The 22,838-nt window shown below is 53.0% G+C and carries 20 protein-coding genes, 1 tRNA gene and 2 pseudogenes; 3 read left to right on the top strand and 20 right to left on the bottom strand.

The features are described from left to right. Positions 1–47: 47 nt before the first annotated feature. Positions 48–305: pseudogene (locus ABRZ28_RS17220) on the top strand (integrase core domain-containing protein); the annotation flags it as partial. Positions 306–345: 40 nt separating this feature from the next. On the opposite strand, the pseudogene ABRZ28_RS17215 reads toward ABRZ28_RS17220, so the two are convergent. From ABRZ28_RS17215 to ABRZ28_RS17185, 7 genes and pseudogenes are all read right to left on the bottom strand, one after another. After that, a pseudogene (locus tag ABRZ28_RS17215) lies at positions 346–570 on the bottom strand (group II intron reverse transcriptase/maturase); the annotation flags it as partial. Between the two features lie 52 nt (positions 571–622). Further along, positions 623–1,306, bottom strand: a complete 684-nt coding sequence (locus ABRZ28_RS17210; protein ID WP_150437353.1) for a TetR/AcrR family transcriptional regulator — start codon at positions 1,304–1,306, stop codon at positions 623–625. Positions 1,307–1,504: 198 nt separating this feature from the next. Next, positions 1,505–2,203, bottom strand: a complete 699-nt coding sequence (locus tag ABRZ28_RS17205; protein WP_223881676.1) for a hypothetical protein — start codon at positions 2,201–2,203, stop codon at positions 1,505–1,507. Between the two features lie 218 nt (positions 2,204–2,421). Then, positions 2,422–3,318: an NAD-dependent epimerase/dehydratase family protein gene (locus tag ABRZ28_RS17200; protein ID WP_150437354.1), complete on the bottom strand. Its 897-nt coding sequence runs from the start codon at positions 3,316–3,318 to the stop codon at positions 2,422–2,424. Between the two features lie 113 nt (positions 3,319–3,431). Beyond that, the gene (locus ABRZ28_RS17195) at positions 3,432–3,629 is read right to left on the bottom strand and encodes a tautomerase family protein (protein ID WP_150437355.1); all 198 of its coding nucleotides are present in this window, start codon (positions 3,627–3,629) and stop codon (positions 3,432–3,434) included. A 132-nt stretch (positions 3,630–3,761) separates the two neighbouring features. Next, entirely contained in the window at positions 3,762–4,682 is a 921-nt protein-coding gene (locus ABRZ28_RS17190; RefSeq protein ID WP_150437356.1) for a LysR family transcriptional regulator, read from the bottom strand. 147 nt (positions 4,683–4,829) lie between these two features. Further along, positions 4,830–5,729 (bottom strand): LysR family transcriptional regulator, encoded by a 900-nt coding sequence (locus ABRZ28_RS17185; protein ID WP_150437357.1) that lies wholly within the window; start codon positions 5,727–5,729, stop codon positions 4,830–4,832. A 721-nt stretch (positions 5,730–6,450) separates the two neighbouring features. On the opposite strand from ABRZ28_RS17185, the gene ABRZ28_RS17180 reads away from it, so the two are divergent. Then, positions 6,451–7,920, top strand: a complete 1,470-nt coding sequence (locus ABRZ28_RS17180; protein WP_150437358.1) for a DHA2 family efflux MFS transporter permease subunit — start codon at positions 6,451–6,453, stop codon at positions 7,918–7,920. 1,093 nt (positions 7,921–9,013) lie between these two features. Here ABRZ28_RS17180 and ABRZ28_RS17175 read toward each other — a convergent pair. Then, positions 9,014–9,328 carry a DUF1493 family protein gene (locus ABRZ28_RS17175; RefSeq protein ID WP_172290888.1) on the bottom strand — a complete coding sequence of 105 codons (315 nt, stop codon included), beginning with the start codon at positions 9,326–9,328 and terminating at the stop codon, positions 9,014–9,016. Between the two features lie 480 nt (positions 9,329–9,808). Between ABRZ28_RS17175 and ABRZ28_RS17170 the strand changes: the two genes are divergently transcribed. Further along, positions 9,809–9,889, top strand: a tRNA-His gene (locus tag ABRZ28_RS17170). Positions 9,890–10,892: 1,003 nt separating this feature from the next. On the opposite strand, the gene ABRZ28_RS17165 is transcribed toward ABRZ28_RS17170, so the two are convergent. From ABRZ28_RS17165 to ABRZ28_RS17110, 12 genes are all read right to left on the bottom strand, one after another. Then, positions 10,893–11,282: a nitrile hydratase accessory protein gene (locus ABRZ28_RS17165; protein ID WP_150437360.1), complete on the bottom strand. Its 390-nt coding sequence runs from the start codon at positions 11,280–11,282 to the stop codon at positions 10,893–10,895. An 18-nt stretch (positions 11,283–11,300) separates the two neighbouring features. Beyond that, complete coding sequence (gene nthA, locus ABRZ28_RS17160) at positions 11,301–11,912, bottom strand: nitrile hydratase subunit alpha (RefSeq protein ID WP_150437361.1); 612 nt, start codon at positions 11,910–11,912, stop codon at positions 11,301–11,303. A 12-nt stretch (positions 11,913–11,924) separates the two neighbouring features. After that, a complete protein-coding gene (gene nthB, locus ABRZ28_RS17155) occupies positions 11,925–12,608 on the bottom strand; it encodes a nitrile hydratase subunit beta (protein ID WP_085689560.1) in 684 nt (227 codons plus the stop codon). A gap of 291 nt (positions 12,609–12,899) precedes the next feature. Continuing rightward, entirely contained in the window at positions 12,900–13,697 is a 798-nt protein-coding gene (locus ABRZ28_RS17150) for an ABC transporter ATP-binding protein (protein WP_150437362.1), read from the bottom strand. After that, positions 13,694–14,710 carry a FecCD family ABC transporter permease gene (locus tag ABRZ28_RS17145; protein WP_172290889.1) on the bottom strand — a complete coding sequence of 339 codons (1,017 nt, stop codon included), beginning with the start codon at positions 14,708–14,710 and terminating at the stop codon, positions 13,694–13,696. The genes ABRZ28_RS17150 and ABRZ28_RS17145 overlap by 4 nt, the downstream gene beginning before the upstream one ends. Then, positions 14,707–15,801 (bottom strand): ABC transporter substrate-binding protein, encoded by a 1,095-nt coding sequence (locus ABRZ28_RS17140; protein ID WP_199378709.1) that lies wholly within the window; start codon positions 15,799–15,801, stop codon positions 14,707–14,709. Before ABRZ28_RS17140 ends, ABRZ28_RS17145 begins: the two co-directional genes overlap by 4 nt. A 167-nt stretch (positions 15,802–15,968) precedes the next feature. Then, positions 15,969–17,483, bottom strand: coding sequence for an amidase (locus ABRZ28_RS17135; protein WP_172290890.1), 1,515 nt, complete (start codon positions 17,481–17,483; stop codon positions 15,969–15,971). A gap of 77 nt (positions 17,484–17,560) precedes the next feature. After that, a complete protein-coding gene (oxdA, locus tag ABRZ28_RS17130; protein ID WP_150437365.1) occupies positions 17,561–18,613 on the bottom strand; it encodes an aliphatic aldoxime dehydratase in 1,053 nt (350 codons plus the stop codon). Between the two features lie 267 nt (positions 18,614–18,880). Next, on the bottom strand, positions 18,881–19,780 hold the full coding sequence (locus ABRZ28_RS17125; RefSeq protein WP_150437377.1) for a transporter: 900 nt from the start codon (positions 19,778–19,780) through the stop codon (positions 18,881–18,883). Positions 19,781–20,204: 424 nt separating this feature from the next. Then, positions 20,205–21,149, bottom strand: coding sequence for a helix-turn-helix domain-containing protein (locus ABRZ28_RS17120; protein ID WP_150437366.1), 945 nt, complete (start codon positions 21,147–21,149; stop codon positions 20,205–20,207). Positions 21,150–21,996: 847 nt separating this feature from the next. Beyond that, on the bottom strand, positions 21,997–22,464 hold the full coding sequence (locus ABRZ28_RS17115; RefSeq protein WP_330521026.1) for an IS3 family transposase: 468 nt from the start codon (positions 22,462–22,464) through the stop codon (positions 21,997–21,999). Positions 22,465–22,626: 162 nt separating this feature from the next. Further along, the coding region (locus ABRZ28_RS17110) for an integrase core domain-containing protein (protein WP_330520997.1) at positions 22,627–22,838 on the bottom strand (212 nt) is incomplete at its 5' end.

Raw genomic sequence — 22,838 nt, 5'->3', positions numbered from 1 at the left:
TCGTCCATGATGGTGGTGCGAACGATATCCAGGAGTCTGTATATAAAGCAGAACTTCTGGCATCGACCGGAAGCACGGGCGACTCATACGACAACGCGATGGCAGAACGCATCAACGGACTTTATAAAGCGGAGGTGATCTATCGTAAGAGCTGGAAAAACCGCGCCAAAGTGGAGTTAGCCACGCTGGCGTGGGGGGACTGGTATAACAACAGACGATTACTGGAGCGACTGGGTCATATTCCGCCGGCAGAAGCAGAACAGGCATACTACGCTTCCATCGGAAACGGTGATCTGGTCACCTGAGTTCACAGACAAAACACTCTCCCGGAAAACCGGGGCGGTTCAGTAATCGATGATGCACAGTATCGAAGTAATGGGGCAGGTCTCCCTCAATAACCCTGTATCCCCGCGTTTCTCTGCAGAATGTGAGTTGTAATTCTAGCGTGCGGATCGCTGGTGGACACTAAGTTCCGGACGGAAGCCATATGAGCGCGTATTAAAATCGCTCTCCCCGATGGATCGATTGCTACCAGCATTGCCCCTGAACAATACGGTCCCGTAATTTGGGGCTACAGTGGTGATTGTTTTTTGAATAACTTGATGTGGGAGAGCTAAATCTTTTACTCAGGAAATTTGTGCACATAAGCACGCATGAAGACTTCTACCGCGCGTGAAACAATATCCGATATTTGTCTTTCGCTTAGCTGAACAGTCACATTGTATAAGCCTGCTTCATTTATCTCAGATTCCAGTAAGCCAAAATAATGACAGGCGGCAACATGGGGATCCGAACTGTGGAAATAGCCTTTCTCAATCAATGGGTTGAAATATTGTTCAAGATGGTAAACTACCCGCGCGGAACCTTGCTGGTAAAATAACCGGCCCACATCAGGGTTTGTTGAGGCAGCAATCATCATCCGCCGCACGGCAAGTGACTGCGGCGTATGAAAACTGGTAAGGATGTACTGTCCAAATTTGATTAGTGCGTATTGGCAGTCTTCTTCATGATCGGGAAAATTCAGCGAATCTATAGCGTTCCCTGAAGGGGCACTAAATTGAGGATCATGTCCGCTACGGTACAAAAAATTGATTATTTCGCCATCATGTTCTTGCGATGCCTTGGTTATCAATGCAGAAAACAACGACTCTTTCGAGTCAAAATAGCGGTATAGCGTCGATTTTGCGCTACCAGAGCTTGCTGCTATTGCGTCCATTGTCGCGTTTGCAAAACCGACTTCAAGAAAGACATCTCTTGCTGCAGTTAAGAAGGCGTTGCGAATGTTTTCTGTTTTGCTTCTGGGCATTAATGCTCCATCGAATTTCTTATCGCAGATTAATAAAAGTATAACACCGAAACGATGTAGTATCGTTTCGGTGTTGTCAAGCTACATTACTGTCGATCATACGATCAATCAGTTAAGTCGCTGATGTTGTTTATATATTGACTTTAAATCATGTTTTTAATGTAATATCTCTTGTGTCTGTAATGCATTTTATCTGCTTCACTTTGCAGCTGTTACTGTTAAATTGCGGAAAAAAGCAACTGTGCCTGATTCTAGCCAGACACCAACTCCGCCTCGCTGGTTTGCGCCCAGTTTCAAATCGTTGACGATTAATGACGGTGTCGTTTTTCTGTCCAGATAGAGTACTGCCTTCTGTCCGGTTACGACAATTTTCATGTGTATCCAGCGCTCCATGCCCAGCTCGGCATAGCTTTCATACTTTTCCGGCGATTCTTGTCTGAGTCTGTCAAATTTGTAATCAGGGTAAGCGACATACTGAACGCTGTGATTGCGCCGAACCTGATCCTCCGCAATGCTGTTCGTGGGGCGCAGATAAATACTTTCAAAGCGTCCGTCGCTGTCAATGCGGAAAGTCAAACCGATGAACCCTCTGGCGTAGGCCGGAGCCTTTTCCACGAGTTGACTAGCAACATCGACTTCCACCACACCGTCGCCAAAATCAAGCGGCAACCATGCCATAAAATTTCGGTCGGCCAGTTTTTCCTTTTCTGGATCCTGTATCGCCGAAGAAGGCATGGTCATTTTAAACGCCGGCTCGCCTTTGAACGCGCTTTGTTCAAGTGATACACCGGAAAGCGTGAAGTTCCCGACGGCAAGGCTGGCCGCGGCGCCGGCGGAAAAAAATTCAGCGGCGCAGAACAAGCCGAGAGAAAAAGGTAAGGTGCGTATCAGACTCATAAATTCTCCGGTATGCTAATTTAATTGCCTAAGCTAATGGTATGACATCAATTGCTAATTCGATATAAAACAATGGATTCCATGTGATGATAACCAGCGGTGCTCCGGCAGATAAAGCGTCATTTGGATTGGACTCTGCAAACGTTTTGTAGGGGATGAACTAATGGGGTTGAACCGGGGCTCCCTGTCTCTTCGTTCTTTCGCCGGGCAACGGGTTGCTATTCGATAGCCATTTCGGTCAGGATCCATTGGATAACGGAGTTATGTCGCGGTTTCCAGCCTAGTTCCTCGCGGGCGCGCACCGATCTGACCCTGCTGTTGGAACCTAATGAGTAGCGGGCCCGGGTTTGACCCCATACCTGTGCAGCCTGTTCAATCGACCAGCTTTCCGGCCCTTGGACGCCGAGACGTTTCGCCAGCGTCGTCCCTAATTCAGCAAAGGATGATTCTCCATTCTCGACAAAATAGAATGCGCCTGATGACGCATTTTTCAACGCCAGCCGGTAAAGTTCGCAAAGATCATCTATATGGACGTTCGACCAGATATTCACGCCTTTTCCAACGATGCGCATTACGCCGCTCTCCCTAGCCTGATTAATGAGCAGCGGGATCTGTACGCTGCGGGTGCCTGGGAGCTTTCCCTCCCCATAGATGAGGCTGTTGCACAGAACTATGCCGCGTATTCCCTGTGCTGCCAGTATTTTTTCATCAATCGCCCTGCGTGCCTGTTTTTCCGGCGTTATCAGCAGCGCGCTGTTCTCATCAAAGCTGGTGTCGTTGACTTTATTGCCATCACTCATATCGGCGATAACGCTGGTTCCGCTGGTATGGATGAGCGGCTTGCCGCTGCTGCGAAGCGCTGTCAATAAGGTTTCCACGGTATTCCGGTCATCGCTGTTGGCGGCATTGATGACGGCATCGGCCTGCTGTGCCTCGCGGGTGAGCAACTCCCTGTCGTTCAGGTCGCCGAGAATGGGTTCGATCCCTCTGGCCGTCAGCAGTCCGGCCTTATCTGGATTACGGACCAGCCCTCGGATGCGGTGTCCGGCGCTGCGTAAATATACTGACAGCGAGCCGCCAATGTATCCTGTTGAACCGGTGATGAAAATCTTCATTTCGGGCCTCCTTTTCATCGGTAATTATATAACGCCGCATGGGTCAGAACCGTTGTTCACGGTTGAACAACGGCCTGATATAGACACAAGAAGGGATAGGATATAAACAATCCTCAGCCTGATTTTTTCAGCGTCTCGGAAAACAATTCACCGGAAATGGCCCAGTTCTCGGTCTTCACGTCGTTAAAAATAACGTATACATACCGCGGATCGACATTGGCATGTTCGGCAATGGCGTCGGTGACGGCTTTGGCTATCGCAGGTTTGGCCTCATCGCGGCCTTCGAACATCTGGATGTTAACTACGGGCATTATTTGATCCTCTTTCAGCGTTGGAACGATTCTGGTTTGTCAGGTCATCCTGATGGCTCTTTTATCCTAGTGCTAACTTTCAAGTTGATAAAGGTGCGAAAAGAACACGCAGAGTAGATGTAAATTCTACAATCAGCCGAAAGCATTCGCTGCGGAAAGGCTGACCAACTCATCAATGATAAATCTTACGCCAGGTAAAAGGTGGCGCGAACGGGGCCAGATGACGTTCAGTTCCGTGGCCGAAGGCGTTAGCTCCGGCAGCAGCGTAACCAGCTTGCCTGCTTCAATATCAGGCCGTAGTAAGGATTCAGGGAATTGCACGATACCGGCCCCCGCCACGCAGGCTTCAATCATGGCGTCGCCGTCGCTGATCTGGTGAAAAGGCGATGGATTGAACTTTACATCCTGCCCATCGGTGCCTTTAATCAGCCAGCTCAGCGGCTTACCGCCGCGCCAGGCCATAATGCAGCGCTGTTGTTTCAACTCGTCAAGGGAACTCGGTATGCCGTACTGCGCCAGATACGTGGGAGAGGCGCACAGAATCAGGCGTTGCTCATTCAGTCGCCGCGCGATCAGGTCCGTACTGTTTTTCAAAGGGCCGAAGCGGATCGCCAGATCGAAACCCATATCCAACGGATCGATAACCCTGTCATTAAAGGTAAGCGTGAGTTTCAGATGAGGATAACGCCGGCACATATCCAGCAGGACAGGCAGCATGACGGAACGGCCAAATGCGGCGGGCATATCAATCCGCACCAGACCCGACGGTTCCGTGAGCTTTGAACGCAAGGCTATTTCCGCCGACTGTAGTATATCAAGCGCGCTCTGGCAACTGGCCAGATAAGCCTCTCCTTCCGTAGTCAGGCTGATTTTACGCGTGGTGCGGTGAAAGAGTGGCGTTCCCAGACTGTGCTCAAGGCGGCTGATGCTTTTACCTATGGCTGATTTTGTAATGCCAAGCTGTTCCGCAGCTTCAGTGAAGCTTTGTGCGTTGGCGGCGGCGACGAAATGGACGATGCCACGGAAAGATTCGGTCGAGACAGGGATAGACATTTTACCTATACGCCTTTTTATTTGCAGTTCAGCGGATATTTTATTCTAGCGAAAACGGCATACCGCGGGCAGTGACAAATGAAGTCGTCCCCCTCGCCGACACGGGGCTGCATTGGGATGTCTCGCTGGCGTAAATCCCTAATCAGCTCATGAGTCCACCGTCTCTTGCCCGAAATGTTCTGTTGCGAAGGCCAGAAAACGGCGCAGTTTGGGGGTTAGTCTTCTATCCGGCGCATACATCAAATGAAAAGGGCGGGGGGGGATTGTATAATTGGGCAATACGGCATTGAGTCTGCCCGCCTCAATATGCGGAATAACCAGTTCGGAAGGCTGCATAACCACGCCAAAACCGGCCAGCGCCGCGCTGATTAAGGCTTCGCCGCTGTCCAGCAGCAGGCGGCCGCTCACGGGGATAGATATGCTTCCCTCGCGGCCTTCAAAAGTCCACGTCGTTCGCAATGACGTATGCGTGAAAATCAGACATTCATGGTGCAGCAAATCTTCCGGAACATGCAAGGGGGAGGCCGAAGCAAGATAGGAAGGGGAAGCGCAGATCATAAGGGTATAGGGCGCCAGCTTTCTCGCCATTAATCCGCTGTCCGCCAGTTCCCCTACGCGAAAAACGGCATCGTATCCTTCATCAATCAGATCGACATATCGGTTAGTCAGCGTCAGTTCGATGGTGATTTCGGGGTACTGATTGATAAAAAGTGGCAGTTTTTGTGTTAGAGCATTGATGCCGAACGTTACTGGCGCATTAATTTTAAGACGACCTCGGGGGATTATTCGGGCTTCTTCCGCGAAGGATTCGGCGGCTTCGACTTCAGCAAGAATGATTTTTGCCCGCTCGTAAAAGTGGTGGCCTGCTTCTGTCAGGCTGTGCTGACGAGTGGTTCTGTTCAGTAGACGAACACCTAAATGCTGTTCAAGTACTGAAACATGCTTTCCTACAAGCTGTGGCGACATTGTCAGTGCATTGGCCGCTGCTGTAAAAGAGCCGAGTTCAACTGCCTTAACATAAACAGTCATACTGGTAAGACGGTCCATTGGAAACAACCTGTTTTTACTTGTGAAGAATAACACTACTTTATATTGATAATGAGAGTCGACCCTAAAGAGGCATTTGCAATGCATTACACGCAAACTGTTTAAATCAGGTTCATTGCGCCCTTGTGCTGGTAGCTAACGAGGCAAATGTAATGGTATCCCATCCGGTGGAATGGGCGTCAGCGCGTAGCAGCGGCATAGCCGATGCTATGCATCGGGTTGTAATATGGCTGGGGGGATCTTGAAAACGAGATTATGTCTGCGTGGTTGACCTGCCAGATGTTGTCTCGGTCGCGGAAACGATGGGGGAACGGGGGCAAGACGATAACAGCGAATATTTGTGTAATGTGCATTGACGGAGCTTTTACTCACTGCTCAATGAGCATGAAGCCGTGCGAATGGTTAACTGACTATGTCCGTTTCGTCCAAGCCACTGCCACACTGATTTATCCTTCCTGTCGTCATCGTTGACTTTGTCGCACACTCTGTGCATAGCTGGCGTAGTTCGCTATGGTAGAGTGACTCTCTGGTATAAAGTTATACAGACATGATGATTTCCGCGGGGCAAAATGATAAAAATGAAGTGGTCAACTAAAACTGGACCGTTGTGCGGATTCAGAAACTCCTGGATAGAAATTGCTTCCCCCATCCGCTGGGTGCAGCGTTCTGAGGGCCTGATTTTGTTGTGGAATAATTCTAGAACAGTGGTGGTGTCGAGCAAATGAACCGTGAACGGAATATTCTGACACCACGCGCCTTTGCTGAAGTAGGGAGTACTTCCGGTGATCGTCTCGCACCCGGTACGAAACTTGTTCTGGGGATCTTGGTGGTCTCGACGTTCGTGGTCGTGCTTAACGAGACTATCATGAATGTGGCTTTGGCAACTCTCATTGTCGACCTCGGTATCTCTGCAGCGACAGCACAGTGGCTTACGACTGCATACCTGCTCACTATGGCGATCGTGATCCCTGTCTCAGGCTTCCTTCTCCAGCGTTTCACCGTTCGCCAATTGTTCATCACGGCCATGTCGCTATTCACAATTGGCACCTTAGTTGCGGCCTTGTCCTCAGGTTTCGCCATGCTCCTGAGCGGACGTATCGTGCAGGCGGCGGGCGCTGCTGTTATGATGCCCTTGCTCATGACAGCAGTAATGCACTCCGTGCCAGCACGACGACGGGGTTCTATCATGGGCACTATATCGATCGTAACCGCAGCAGCGCCCGCGCTCGGACCTGCAGTGTCTGGTGCGGTGCTAAGCGTATTGGACTGGCCATTCCTGTTCTGGACAGTATTGCCGATTGCTATGACGACGCTCCTCATTGGCATCTTCCGCTTGCGCAATGTAACCCAGACGCGCCGCGTTCGTATCGATGTGCTCTCGGTTATTCTTTCCGTTTTTGCGTTTGGCGGCATCTTGTTCGGGCTCGTTAGCATCGGTGAGTCCGCGAACGACGTGACGCACATTAATCCGCTGGTCCCCCTTATCGTTGGCGCTGCCTTCCTGCTTGTATTCATCATTCGGCAACGATATCTCGCTCATCATGACCTTGCGCTGTTGGATTTGCGCACGTTCCGGACGCCTCAGTTCTCGTGGGCGATCATTGTCACCGGTCTGGTGGCGATGACTTTGTTCGGCACGCTCACTGTTCTCCCTCTCTATCTGCAGAGCGTGCTGGGGATCGGCCCATTTGCCACCGGCCTGCTGCTGCTGCCTGGTGGGGTGCTTCTCGCGGTACTCTCACCGCTCGTCGGGAGTCTGTACGATCGGGGCGGTATTGGTCCTCTTATCATGTCCGGGGCAGTTCTACTGGCGTTATCACAGTTCGCTTTCGTGCTGGCGCTTGCTCAGTACGATTCCTCACTTTCGGCGATGATTATGTTCACTGTGATGCACATCGCTTTGGCCTTTCTCTTTACTCCTCTGATGACTGTGGCCCTCAGTTCGCTCCCCGCCGTGCTTTACTCGCATGGCAGCGCGACCTTTTCAACCGTGCAACAACTGGCTGGCGCAGCTGGCACGGCGACGCTTGTCACGCTCATGACCGTCGGCTCCACCCGCGCTGGTGGGGAAAGCAACATTGCCGCCGGCGTGCGCGACGCCTATATTGGGGCATCCGTCATCGCTGTCATCGCTGTCATCTCTGCGGCGGTACTTGTATTGCTCGTCCGGCGACGTCGTTCTCGCAACTAGCATGGGACGAAATGCAATCCTCGCAGAGGACTTCACACTCTCGAGTCTTGTCATCATCCCTCAACTGAGTCGCGCCGGCTGGCAGGTATGCGAAGTCACCTCGGCCCATGTCGCCGCCACCTCGCCCGATGTCAAGGATGTATGCCAAACGGACCTTAAGCAGACCAGTTGGCCTCCGCCGGACAAGGAGGGCTATACATGGCAGAAGCTCAGGCCCGTTCCCGTCGTCACTGTCGGCGGCATGGTGGAGAGGAGGTGACGAACTTAGCTTTGTAGTCAATGCTTGCGTTTTTAGGGAGGCTCGGAATTTACCTGCAGATATGCCTGCTGGGTGGTGCTACTGAGGGCATCTTTGTGCGTCGGAGATACCAGCGCTGTCGGGTGGGAGAACGTCTGACTATTAAGCCGTGCCGACTTATCGGCATGGTTTATTTATGGATACTGTCGGCGTGGTCGTTACCTGCAGGGGGACTGTAAAAATCAGCAATCAACAAGTAAGTAGCATCTCTAACACGCTCACCACCTTCATCTGTTTTCAGGTCGCCGGATGTTTTTTCCCTTCTGCTTGCCGCCACCTACGAGCTGGCTACTGGCGCAACAGAGGGTGATCGTTCGCCCCAACAAGCAGGCTAGGGTATGTCCCTTAACCTCCCTGCATACCAAAAAGTGATGTAGTAATCATTCCCGGAATGTGATTTTTGGTTGAATACTGAGCATTTTTAGGGCGATTTTTATCGCTTAAAGGTGTTTTTTGCAAAGTCATAACAATGCTGATCTGTACAAAAAACAGTTACGGGACACACCCTAGTTCCCACGTAGGCGAATACGCCATTCACATGTTGCCCATACCTGCGAGGGGAAAGGCCAAAAACACCATCTTGATGCTTATCGCCATCGCAATAATTTTGCATTAAAACACTGTAAGCAAGGGCCGCTTGGAAAATGGTAAATATCTCACGCTAAGACTGTTTTTCAAACGTTAGCGCGGATATTCCCCCTGCAAGCGGCCCGGAACGCAGGTTAACGCAAGCTCCCCGGCAGGGAGGGATGTTACCCCACGATATCGGGAGGCTTATAGTCTTTTGTCTGGTAATCAATCATAAAGCCAGCGGCCCTCCTTGGCGGATTCGATCAACATACCAACGGTTAGAGGTTTTGGTGGTGCCTTTGGTGTAAATGCCTCAAATAACCCCTTCTCATTCGGAAAATAATCAGTGAAACTTATGTCTTGCGTACTGATACCAAAACTTTCAACGTATTCTGTAAGTAGAGCTATAGCATCCTCACTGGCAAGCTTCACGTTCCGCTTTAGATCAGTATCGGGAGTGATTACAAGGAATCTCTTTGCAAAAAAGATGTGACCATCATACTTTTTAATCAGTTCAATTACACGTCGCTCAATGCTCATAATGATGGCTATCCTCTTCATGCATAATAAGGTTGTGATGGGAGACTGCTTCATTATCTTTTGCACCAAAATGGTCGGAAATCTTATCAACAAGCATCCAGAATAAAACGCCCCTTGACTAGAGCCCACCGATTCCCCGTAAATTTACGTGCCGTTTAGTTCTTTTGTTGTATCCATACATGCTTACTCTAAAGTTAAGGTTATCTAATCATAACTCCGTCATATCAGACCCAGAATATAAATTGTCGGCTACCCTACTTTTTCAAGCGCGCAGTCTACGTTTCTGGGCTTCCCGCTTTACCTGTGGATAAAAAACAATCAAACATGTATCTATTACCAACAATAGGAGTAGGGTAATCAGGCAAGAGTGATTTTCTCTTCTTCACCTGTATGTTTTTTTGCCTACTTTTTCTGTGGGCATTTTTTTCTTTTGAAATCATGATGTGATAATATTTCCATGATATTTAAATGTAAATCCAGCCGCCATTAGCTCAACGTGGCAAGAGCATTGCTTCGTGACAGGAAGTAAGAGCCGGGGTTCGAGACCTCGATGGCGGTCCAAATTGATTATCGTAAAATTGACATTCACTCAGTTTTTTTGGGGGGCTACACCACAGAAATTTTCAAGATTGAGCTCGCTACCAAGATCGTTTTCCACTGGCGAAACATGGGGTGAAAAATTTAAAAAACGATAGATTTCAAATAAATTCCAAACTGAAAAATACCAATTTATAGTAAGGTTGCCTTTCATCGAGCAGAGAGGTTCACCAGTCAATGCTATTTACGACAATATTAATAACCGTGGTGGTAATCATTCTGTTTATCGACACTATACACACATATTCAAATCGAAAGGATGCTGTAAAATCCGCTTTCAAGTTTTGGTTCTTTGCCATTGGTGTGGCTGTTTCTTCAGGGATTTTCGCTGATGCTCTATATGACTGGCTAGCCTGTAGATAAGTCAGCATGGTTCACGGGACCATGTCACACGCAATAATCCCAGTCTTTTGTTACTTGCGTATGGTGAAGAATTGTTTCACCTCAAGAGGTGGTAACGCATAACGCCACAACATTTGAACAATCGATTCTAACGTCTCATCAATGTAACATTGAGAGGTCAATCGCCAAGTCTGTTCTTCTAATCTGTCTGCGATAGCTGATAACTAATCCTCAAAAGATTTCCCATCGGATGAAACGCGATCGACTCGATAAGATTCATCCGGTAACTATAAATCAGGCACGGCCCACGTCGGGAAGGGGAGAGCAGGATATTTCACTCAGACTTAGCCTTCCGTTCGATCGTTTCAATCCCACTCATCGCATTTTCCAAACCCGGTGTACACTGGTGTGCAGTCGGACGTTACGGTACTGCCGTTGCTGGCTCCAGCAATACATATCAATCCGCTGAGAGCGGCCGAACGCTGTCGACGGGGGGATAACGTCGGGCATTTAAACGATCAACGCCTGGCAATGTTATCCATTGCCAGGAGTGGGATTTTGTCAGGTCTGCTTGAGCACAACATAAACAGATACGTTAGACAGGCAAAGAAACCCGCCGTAGGAATTAAATCAGAGCTGGCTCGATCATAATAGGATCGTATTTAGCTACATGGTGTTTGTGAACCGGCGTTTCCAGGATCACCTTCGCCCGATGGTCCAGCCCATTTGACGACAGTTTGTCATGCCGCGCCAGCACCACTTCCAATGCGGTGACGAAATGTTCGTAATAGCGCCAGTCGTCTTGGGTAAAACCGGGATTGGCGGCTTCCCACTGTTTTATCGTTTCCGTCAGGGCTTCCTGAAACTCCGACCACGCGAACTCGCCGGCCTCGCAGGCCGCGACGGCGACGGCGAAGGCGCGCAGCTCCCAGGGTTTATTGAAGGGGGCCTGTCCCTCGCGATGATTCAACGCCGTGGCCAGTTCGCTGTTATCCGTGCTGATGATAGGGGTCATGAGACGCCTCCGATATGGTTAGACGGCGGTGGCCGGACCCGTCCCGATCAGGGAGTCGCGGGTCACCAGAGCCGCCAGTTGCTCTTCGGTCATGCCTTCGGTATTCGCCGGACGCAAGGGCAGAACCCAGTAGCGGATCTCCGAGTTGGAATCCCACACCCGTATTTCCGTCGAAGGAGGAAGTTCGAAGTGGAAATCCTCGCTCAGCACTTTACGCGGCTCCCGCACGATCCTTGAGCGGTAGGGCATGGACTTATACCAGTTCGGCGGCATGCCGAGCACAGGCCAGGGGTAGCAGGAGCAGAGGGTACAGACGATCACATGGTGTACGCTATCGGTGCACTCAAGCGCAATCATGTGCTCGCCCTGCAGTCCGCCAACATCGAGCTCCTGACAGGCTTTGGTCGCATCAGCCAGCAGACGCTGTTTGAAGGCGGGATCGGTCCAGGCTTTCGCCACCACCTTCGCGCCAAGATGAGGGCCGATCTCATTTTCATAAAGATCGGCGAATTTATTCACCCCGTCCTCGGACATCAGGCCTTTTTCAATCAGGATGGATTCAATCGCCTTGACCCGGGCGGCGATCTCTTCCTCCGTTTTCTGGGTGTGGGCCAGACTCACTCGTGTCATAACGTCAACTCCTTATTTAGCCAAAGTGATGTAGGGTTCCCAGGCATCGGTACAGACGACGCCGTTCGGCTCAGCCGCCTCTTCGCCATACAGCTCCGCGTTGGTAAAACGCAGGGTATAGAGGTGTTCTGAAGTTTCAGGCAGTCCGTTACCCGTGGTGTCCGGATAGACGTGCGCCCCGTGATACATGATGATTTCACCGGTTCGCCCACGGACATAGCCCGCCCGGCGAGTATGGTGTTTCGGCACGCTGGCATCGACCGTCACGCGATCGCCTACCTTGAATTTGGGTTGGGAATCCAGCTGGCGCGAGGTTGAAAAACCATTGCGGACGGCCCATTCAGCGAAGTTGACCAGCTCCGGGTCTTTGTTGGGCGGCAGCGGCACCTGAGGGTAATGAAGGTAATATTCGGTACGCTTTTCAAGTTCTTCCTGGGTCCAGTAACCTTTCTTCTCGCCGATCTGCTCGGTCGCTTCTACCCAATGTTCATAATAGAAGGCCGTGAGGTAATGGAGAGGATGCAGTTTTTCAAGATGGCAGCGGAACTCGTCAAGCCCGAACATGCCGGCGCGCGCCGCGAAAGGAAACATCGCATAGGCGGCTTTTTCCCATTCGGCATGGTAAGCCGGTTCCCATTGGGTCGGGCCGACGGGGCCCATCCCGTCCATCCCGCCAACGTCATGTATTCCGTTCATATAACCCCCTTATCGCATCGGGATTCGGATTTGACTGGCGACCACCCCGAAAATGGCCATCCAGCGGCGGGATAATCCCGCCAAAACGTGTCGAAAGTCGTCTACCCTCAGGCAAGCTCAGGCCAGTCGGAAAACGGCCACAAAGGACCATAAAGAACAAGATAGGGCGTTAACCTTCCGCATGCTTTGCTGTGCCGGTCACGGGATGGGCTGACAGAGACAAGTTCGCCGCGCGGCGCAAGCCAACGCCCTGTGTCTCCGTCAGACGCCGTGGTTACGCCCGTCGGTCCGTCATAGCGCAGGCGCCCTGAATCGCAGCAGGGCGGCGCCGTCGAACGGATCGACCAGATAGTGGGCATGAACGCCGAATGTGCTGAGCAGCAGTTGCGGCGTCAGAACTTCGCGCGGTGGCCCCAGCGCGATCAGCCGTCCCCGATCCAGCACCGCCAAACGATCGCACAGCAGGGCATGGTTGAGATCGTGCAGGGCCACCAGCGTGGTGACCGGTAAGTGGCGTACCAGCGCCAGAATGGCCAGTTGATGCTGAATATCCAGATGATTGCCCGGCTCATCCAGCAGCAAAATTTGTGGACGTTGGGCCAGCGCCTTGGCCAGATGCACCCGCTGGCGCTCGCCTCCCGACAGGCTGTGCCAGCGCCGGGCGCTAAGGTGGGCGGCGCCGACATCATGCAGCGCCTGGCGCACGATGGCCTCCTCTTGCGCGGACCAAGGGCTCAGCGCCGACAACCATGGCGTGCGGCCCAGCGCAACGACGTCAAAGACGCTGATGACGTCCTCGGTGTCAGCCTGTTGTTCGACCATGGCAATCTGGCGGGCGCGGCTCCAGCGTGGCCAATCCCGCAGGTCTTTGTCTCCGAGCTGGACGGTTCCGCTGTCAGGTTTTCGCAAACCGCTCAGCAGCTTGAGCAAGGTGGATTTACCCGAACCGTTGGGGCCGACGATGCCGAACGTTTCTTCATGGCGTACCGCCAGCGCGATATCCTGCAACAACACATTGCCACCTTGTTGGTAACTCAGATTGGCGCAGCTGAGCACAACCGGTTGAGGTGGCGAGGGGACGGCGGTCATCGCATTCTCCTTCTATCGAGCAAGATCAGGGCAAATACCGGCGCGCCGACCAGTGCGGTGATCACCCCGACGGGGATCACCTGTCCGACTATCAGCGTGCGGGAAAGGATGTCGGCCGCGATCAGAAACAGTGCGCCGCTTAGTGCGCTTAATGGCAACAGATGGGCATGCCGGGTGCCGGACAGCAGACGAACGGCGTGGGGAATGACGAGCCCGACGAAACCGATGGAGCCGACGATCGACACCATAATGGCGGTCACCAGCGCTGCGCTGCTGATCAACAGCAGCTGTATCCGCCGGACGGGGATGCCTAGCCCCGCGGCCGAATCAACGCCGAAGGTGAATGCATCCAACGCCCTGCGATGCCACAAACAAACGATTAGCCCCAGCAAGGATATCGGGACCGCCAGCCAGACCGAAGACCAGCGAACGCCGCTGAGGCTGCCCAGCATCCAGAACATAATGCCGCGCGCCTGTTCAGAGTTGGCCGACTTGGTGATTAAAAATGCGGTCAGCGCATTGAACAGTTGCGAGCCGGCGATACCCGCCAGAATGATTTGCGTCGCCGGGGCCGAGGCGCCGCCGGCCCGGGCCAGCAGAGTGACGAGCGCAAAGGCGGTGATGGCGCCCACAAAGGCCCCGCCGGAGAGGGTGAGCACGCCGGCGCCCAATCCGAATAATGCGACCAGCACCGCGCCGGTCGACGCGCCGGCGGAGATGCCGAGCAGATAGGGGTCGGCCAGCGGATTGCGCAGGAGCGATTGCAGTATCACGCCGCAGGTCGCCAGGCCCGCGCCGCAGGCCCCGGCGACCAGGGCGCGGGGCAGGCGGTAATTCCAGATAATCCCTTCGTCGATGGGATCCAGTATGTAGCCCGCCGACCCCAGTTTATTGACTATCGCCTGTACGACGACGGTGAGCTTTATCGATGTTTCGCCGATGGCGACGCCCAGTAATATCGCGGCGATAAGCGCCAGGCAGGCGATAAGACTGACCAGCCATTTTCTGGTCATTTGGGCAAATCCGCGTTTTTGGCGATGGCGGAAGCGATCGTTTCCAGGCCGCCGAACATTCTCAGGCTGGCATGCATCGCTTCGGCGTCCAGGATAATGATGCGGTTATTCTTGACCGCCGCCATGTTGCGAGTGACCGGATCGTGTTGCAGAAACGCCAGTTTTTTCTGGTGGTCATCGGCCGGGAAACGACGGCGATCCATCCGGGCAATGATGATAAACGTCGGGTTGGCCTTGGCGATGGTTTCCCAGCCGACAGCCGGCCACTCTTCGTCAGACTCGACGATGTTGTGTACGCCCAGCGTGTTGAGCATGAAGTCAGGCACGCCTTTGCGGCCCGCGACAAACGGATCGCTCTTGAGATCGCTGCTGGAAAACCAGAAAAGCGCGCTGGTGTGGGAGAGATCCTGCCGCTGCGTCATGGCTCTGGCTTTGGCCAGTCTGGCCTGCAGCTCGTCATTCAGTTGTTGACCGCGCGGCTGCACATCGAAAATCGCCGCCAATTGGCTGATGCTTTTATACAGACTCTCAATGCGGAAGGTTTCCTGGCGCGTGCCGTCGGCGCCTATCAAATTATTTTTACCTTCGCAATCGGCGGGCATCACGTAGGTGGGAATATTTAACTCGTCAAATTGCTGACGGCTGCCCACCACGCCTTGCGGGCCAACCATCATTTCAAACTGTGAGACCACCAACTGCGGCCGTTTGCTTATGACGGTCTCAAATCCCGGCGCGTTATCGGCCAGCCGCTCAACCTTGGCGTTCTGCGCCTGGTATTGCGGCAGCACGTTGTTAAACCACAGCGACGTTCCCACTAATTTGTCGCCCAGTCCCAGGGCATACAACATCTCGCTTCCCGTCTGGCCAATGGTCACCACTTTTGTGGGCGCGCGCTGAAAGGTCAGCGTGCTGCCGCAGTTCTGCAACGTCAGCGGAAACTGGGTGGCTGTGGCCTGTGCGCCGCACGACGCCATCGCGCAGGCCAGCAGCAGCGACCGCCGGTAGCGGCCCCGCACGGGATGCCGGCGGCGGGTGAAATGGGGGAAGGAGAAGGGCAATGCATGGAAAAGCGAAGAAAATTTATGCGGCATGATATCTCCATAGCGTCAGTGCTTGTGTGTAACCCGCGGCAGGTGCAGTAGGGATCCGGGCATACGCATTTGCTACCCGGCCGTGCGAAAGGCGCCGCGCGGTCGGGTCGCTGAATTCGGCGTGGCATGGATGGCAGAATCAACCCCGTCGTCCATGCTACCGCGTTTTAGAACTTGCGCCAGTCTCCCGCCGCTTCAAACGCCGACGCTGCCTGGTAAAGCGTACCTTCGCCATAGTGACGACCAATCAGCATGAGCCCCACCGGCAAACCATCGACCAGCCCACAGGGAACAGAGAAGGCCGGATGACCGGTAATGTCCTGTGCCGCGGTATTGCCGAGCATTTCAAATGCCCGCGATATGTATTGAGTAACGGAACAGTCTTTCTCAGGCAGAGGTTGCGCGGTGATAGGAACGGTCGGCATCACCAACACATCATAGTTTGCCAGCTCGCGGTCATAACCCGCACGGGCTCTGCGTGCGATGTTCTGTGCCTTGGCATAGTAGCGGCCGTTGTAGCGCTCCAGTCCGTACTGTCCGACGAACATACAGATTTTGAGCGAAGCGGACAGCGCTTCGGCCTGGGAACGCCATTGCGCCTGTTTATCCAGCAGCGCCACGTCATACTGACCTTTCCAGTTAAACCCCATGCCGTTCCCGTGCATCATCTGCATGGTCAGCCCTTCGCAGCCGATCGGCGTCCAGAGCGCGCCCGCCAGTGTATGTTCAGGGAGCGATATTTCGTCGACCGTGGCACCCAGACGTTCAAAACGAGCAATGGCTTCTCGGACTTTGTCCGCGACGCGCGGATCCTGATTGGCGAGCTGGAACCCTTCGGTCACAATACCGATCTTCAGGCCGTCCACGCCGCGGTTCAGAAACTCGGTATAGGATTGCACCGCGGGCGCATACTGACGCGGATCCAACCCGTCGGCGCCGGCGATCGCTTCCAGCATCAATGCGTTATCGCGGACATTGGCGGTAATCGGGCCGGCATGATCCACTGTGGCCTCGATCGGCATAATACCGGTATAAGGCACCAAACCATGGGTGGGTTTCATGCCATAAGTGCCGCAGAATGCCGACGGGATGCGAATGGAACCGCCCTGATCGCACCCTATGGCCATGTCGACCTCACCCGAGGCCACCAGCGCGGCGCTGCCGGAGGAGGAGCCGCCGGCGGCGTAGCCGTGACGGTTGGGGTTGTGCACCGGCGCCGGATGGGAAGTATGGCTGCCGCCGGAAAGACAAAAGTGCTCGCAGGTGGCTTTACCGCTGATCGTGGCGCCGGCATCCAGAAGACGGGTGACGACGGTGGCGTCATAAGAAGGCACGAACCCCTCAAGCGTGGTGGAGCCATTCATCATCGGTACGCCGGCCAGGGAAACGTTATCCTTGAGCGCGACGGTGCGGCCAGCCAGCTTGCCGGCGCCGGCGCCTTTCACTTCGGTTTTGTAGTACCAGGCATTCAGCGGGTTTTCCGCACCCTCGGGGCGATAACCGGCCTCGCGCGGGTAACGCGTCTCGGGGATATCATCAGGCAATTCGTCAACCAGGTCATAGGCGTCGAAATTGGCTTGCATCAGCGCCAGGTATTCACTCGCCAGTTCCGGCGTCAGTTGGATGTGCAGGCGGTCGGCGATCTCTTGCAGTTGTTCGGGCGTGGGGCGTTCAATAGCCATGTTATTTCCTTCATGAATGCGGCGCTTCATCAATAGTTCGACGAATCCGCCCTAGGGGTAGATTGAAAAAGGGGTGATCAGTTCTCAGATTGCGCATCGCGCATCATCCCGGTTTGTGCATGACAGTTGATGTATTCGAACATTTGGTGGCGCGCATCGGAGACGGAAACTTCGTGATAGAGCCGTAGTTTTTGCAGTCCGGTGACGACGCGGAAAAATGTGGTGAATATGCGCAGGTGGGTAGGGTGGGATTCCGCCCATCGCTCCAGCTTGTCGAGCGAGCGCCAGTAGCCGATATCGTAGGCGATATCCAGCAGATTGCCGTCCAGATCGATGTTGCGCACGAAACGGTTGCTGTAGCAGCCCAGCGCCTGACCCTCGTCGCGAAGAAAATCCATGCCGTCCTGCAGGGGGGGCAGCATCTGCTTAAAGTACAGCTCGCGTTCTTCTTCTCCGGCGTCGACCCAGTCCTGTCCGGAACGGATCAGCGCGATATTGTCATGGCCCTGCACCACAACGCGGCCGCCTTTGGCGGGATCGCCGGACAGGAGGCGCAACTCGCTCGAAGGTTGCAGCCAGTCGGTTTGCGAGAGCGGGATACGATCGCGCACCGAGCCCCAATAGCCGTGCTCCTGCACTTCGTCGCTGATGTTATCCATGATGGCGCCGACGCCTGGCAGATCTTCTTTGAATGCATACAGGGTTTCGAACTGGTCGGCGCGCGGGGCGATGATCTCGCGGAAATAGCCCAGCCCTTCGTTCAGCCGTGCGTCATCGGCCCACCAGTCGGCGATCGACGGCGAACGCAGCCAGCGGCAGTATGCCGCCGGATCGCGCCAGTAGCCGACGACGATGAAATTGCCATAGCCCTGAGCGTCGACATGGTAGGTCATATCGTGATTCCCCGGGCCGTCGTCGACGCTAAAACTTGAGACGATGTGGCGCATGGCCTTCAGGGCCGCATCACGCTGCTCTTCAAGGAACTGCACGCCGAGATAGGCCATGACCACCTGTGTGAGGCTTTCATCGGCACGGCCCGCGAACATGGGAAACGGCGGCTGATAGTCATCATGAACACGGCGGGACAGTGTCCGGGGGCATTTCAAATGTTTGTCGATTGCGGATTCCATAAGGGCTCCTGATTGATGTTCAATAGTCAGCTTACCGAAGAGAGCGGACAGGTATGACCGGTCGCCGCCGGCGCACGCGGCCGCTCCCCGACCTGGTTAATACTATGTAGGCAGACGATTCGGGATGCTTGTTTCACCGGGACATCTGTTTTGCTAAAAAGGACAACCGTACCCCGATTCGTTGTTCGGGAGGGCATTACCCTGGTGTAACGCGACTGTGTACGGTACTTGGAATTGAACGTTCCGGGTCCGTCGACCCGGTAGAGATTAAAACAGTTTCATAATACGCAGCGTGGTGCTGAAATCGGTCTGGAACCCGCCGTCTACGCTGATGTCGCGCTGAACCAGCCACTGCACCTGCAAATCGGGCCGCACAAATTTCGCCGTTTGCAAACGCACCTGCTGTGAGCGTGTGGCGGCGCCGTTCGCTGAACCGTCCAGATATTGGGTACCGCCCCAGTTTTTGGCGTAACCGACGGCGAAGGTCCAGGTTTTGTCCTGAGGAGGAATATAGGACAGCCATAATTGCGCCTGATAGCTGTTGTCCTGTGAAAGCGTGCCGTCACCCCGGCTGACGGCGTCGTCATTGTCGCCATACCAGGTGGTATCGAATGATGCCTGTGCGATAAAGTTATCGCCAAGCCGCTGGGTTCCGCCCACCTGAAAATCAAACTTCCAGCGGTTTTCGCCTATGTTCAGCGTCTCCCCGGCATCGTAATTGCCCATAGGGAGATAGAGATAAGGCACAATGGCGAAAGTGGTTCCGGAAGTTGAATTATTGATCAGCCAAAGGGGCGCGGTGAGGATCGGATCGCCCAGCCCTGATGTTGAACTCAGTTCCGTGCCGGCCAGCTTGCCATCATAGAGTCGTCCATAGGGTAATAATACTTGGGGCGCCAGGGTAAATCCGCCGACGTCCATATAATGGACATAACGGAAAATACCAATCATTGAATTCAGCCGAGTATCATCTTTAATATAATTGCCGCCGACGGGTTTATAAGTGTCGCGATGGGCATAGGTGAAATAGGAAAGAAAAGCGTCGGTGCCCACTGGTGCAGGAACTAAATCCAGCGAATCCAAATCCACCGCCTGGGCGGATTGAAAAAATAAGATTGCAGCCAAAGGAATAACATACCGTCGGCGCCAGCGAGTAGATCGCATCATCGCGCTGAGACCTCCTCTTTTCATCGTCTCAGGATCGCGGTTAGGATATTGCAAACGATTACCTTTGACTGATTTCATGATTAACCCCCACGTTTAAAACGGAATAATGACTGCGGCCTGTTAGTGATTTCAGACCATAAGATGTGGTTATTTCTTTCGTCTTGCCTGCCTGTAGATGAAGGCACCGACGCCATCAATGGCGGAGTAGAAAATTGATTCCGCTCCTGATTGACACTTTTAACCCGAGAGTGCTATTACCGCCATGGCTCAAATGGACAAGGGATGTACTCAAAAGGACAGTTTGCCCAGGGGGAAGAAATCCGGTGAAAAAGATCGTATATCTCGTTGAGTTTCGCGTAGGCGGAATAAAAAAAACGACAGCGCCTGTACAGGTCGCTGTCGCTCAGAGGCGGGGCGATAAGACTCAGGACTGGACGATTTCCTGTTTCAACAATGAACTTGGCGCATAACCGAATGCTTGGCGGAACGCCCGGCTGAAGTGGGAGAGATCCTTGAAACCGTACTCCATGGCTATCTGAGATACGCTGCGCGCGCGTTTATCCTGCAGCGCATGGCGACAGGCCAATAGCCGTTCTTGCCATACCATGGCCATGGGCGTTTTTTGCCGGGCGGAGAACGCCCGCACCACGGTGCGGGGGGATACGTAGTGCGCTTTCGCGATCATATCCAACGACAGAGCGTCATCCTGTAAATGGTCGCGGATATATTGCACGATTTTTTCATACAGGTTGTAATAGCGGTCGCTCGCGTTATCGTTATCCGCGACTTGCAGACTAAAGACCAACATGTCCAACATCATGTCGAAATACCTGATAGCCATGTCGTCATGGGTCATCAGAAGGGAATTTGAACTGGCTTGCAACAGCATCTCCCGCAGCGGCGTCATGCCTGGCCGGCTGGCATCCAGCGAGATGGCGGTGAATTTCTCTACGTTAGGGATGCGCCGCATTAACAACGGGCGGGGAATACGCAAGATATGCAGCGCTTGCGAGTCGATGTTGAAAGTGAATTCTTTGGCTGAATCATACAGTACCATACTGCCCGCTGGCAGTACGGCCTGCCGGCCACTTTGTTCGAACCAAGCCTGCCCCCGCTGCACCAGTCCAAGCCAAAGATCGTCATTGGGGCCGCTACGTAGCTCTTGTGCCCCCCGTTTCCAGTGATGTGCCGGTGCATTGAGCGTAGCAAGCGAAAGGGACTTGATTGCCCGGAATTGCATGTATGCCAGAAAGCCGCTCTTGGATACCGGCCGATTCGTTGCCTTGAGGCAATGACGACAAACGACCTCTGTCCAGTATTCAAAACGCTGCTTGTCAGCCATGTTCTCAGTTGAATACACGATGGACATATTCTGTCCTCCACAACACTTTTTGAGAAATGGTGTGTACACCGCTATCAGCGTACGCTTTCATATAGCATGGTATAAGCAAAAACTACGCCAATTATTCTGTTTCTGATGGGTAGATGTAATGTGTTAAAAAAAACAATTAATTATGTAAGTTTGGTGTGTATGAATTCGGATTATGTGCGGATTGCCACAAATTTTATAATGTTTATTGTAGTGCAACTGCACTAAATTGCTGTGCAACGTTGGTAGCTATCGGCGGGAATTGACTAACATCCCGATAACTATTTCATAGTAACGGGTAGTGCAATAATAACGGTAGGTAAAAAATATTAATTTTGTATTTTATGTATGATTATATTTTGTTTTTTTGTATTTGTTGGGGGATTGTGCTGGTTTTTGACTGTCCGATAGTTTGGTATCCGACCGGTAGATAAGCAGATGAGAAGCTATCCTTGCTTGCAGAACATTTTCAAAATGACCTACAATATGGCCTACAGCGATTATGAATGGTAATGAGTTTTGTTACTTATCATATATATAGATGATAAGGTCGATTTCCGTCCGTTCCGCCACTTATCTATTCCGGGATGATCCTATACATCTCTGGATGAATGAAAACCGTATCGCTGTCAAAGGCATACGGTTTTTTTTCGTCTCTATGATACCCCCAGAGTAGCGGGGTATCCGGCGCGAAATGGCTTACGCATCAGAAAGAGAAATTTCGTAGGCCATTTTGGTTTTGTGGCTGAGAAAGGGTTGCGGATACAGGACATTACACCATTCCCATCGTTTGGTTTTTTAACGACTGATCTATCCCCGAAATTATTCCCACCTAATTACGCTGCCATCAGCAGCCTTTCCCGCTCATTGAGCAGACTAACTCATTGTTTTTCAATATCTCACGATACCGATGGCTGGCGTACTGGCTCCCTCTGTCCGAATTTACGATGACCTTCCCCGTCGGTCTGCGCTGTTTTATTGCCATCTCTAACGCGTCAATCACCAACTGCTTTTTCAGGCGATTACTCAGACTCAAGCCGATAATGCGTCTGGAATACAGGTCAATCACCGTCGCCAGATAGAGCCAGTCTTCTCCCGTGCGGATATACGTTATATCCGAAGCCCACGCGATATTCGCCGCTGACGGATTAAACGCCCGGTTCAGCAGATTGGGCGCTACCGGATAATCATGCCGGCTGTTGGTCGTCACTTTGTAACGAACCTGATTCGCCGCTTTCAGACCAGACTGTTTCATCAGGCGGCTGATACGTGCCTTGCCGTGAAATCGTTGCTCATCGCGTAAATCACTTTGCAGGCGCGGATACCGTAAGTCCCCCAGCTGTCATGATGCAACTGAATCAGCCTCTGGCTCAGGGGGTCGTTAGCCAACTGTCGTTGGCTGGGTGTTCGGTTGCGCCATGACTGGTGCCCCGCCCGATGGTAATCCCCCCATTTTTAACGGATGCCATAAGTAGAGTTATGCAGCACGTAACACATGCTGTTTTGGGGTATATCCGCCCAACGCCATATTCGGCCTTTCGTGATTATAAAACCACTGCCATTTCGGCCTTTCGTGATTATAAAACCACTGCCATTCTGTTGCGTACCGTTGTAATTCGTCCAGTGAGGAAAATATATATTGCCCCAGCCAGTCATAACGCACTGTCCGGTTATAACGCTCGATATAGG

Source organism: Brenneria sp. g21c3, from assembly GCF_040240345.1.
GTDB lineage: Bacteria > Pseudomonadota > Gammaproteobacteria > Enterobacterales > Enterobacteriaceae > Brenneria.
This window is presented reverse-complemented; position numbering and strand designations above follow the sequence as displayed.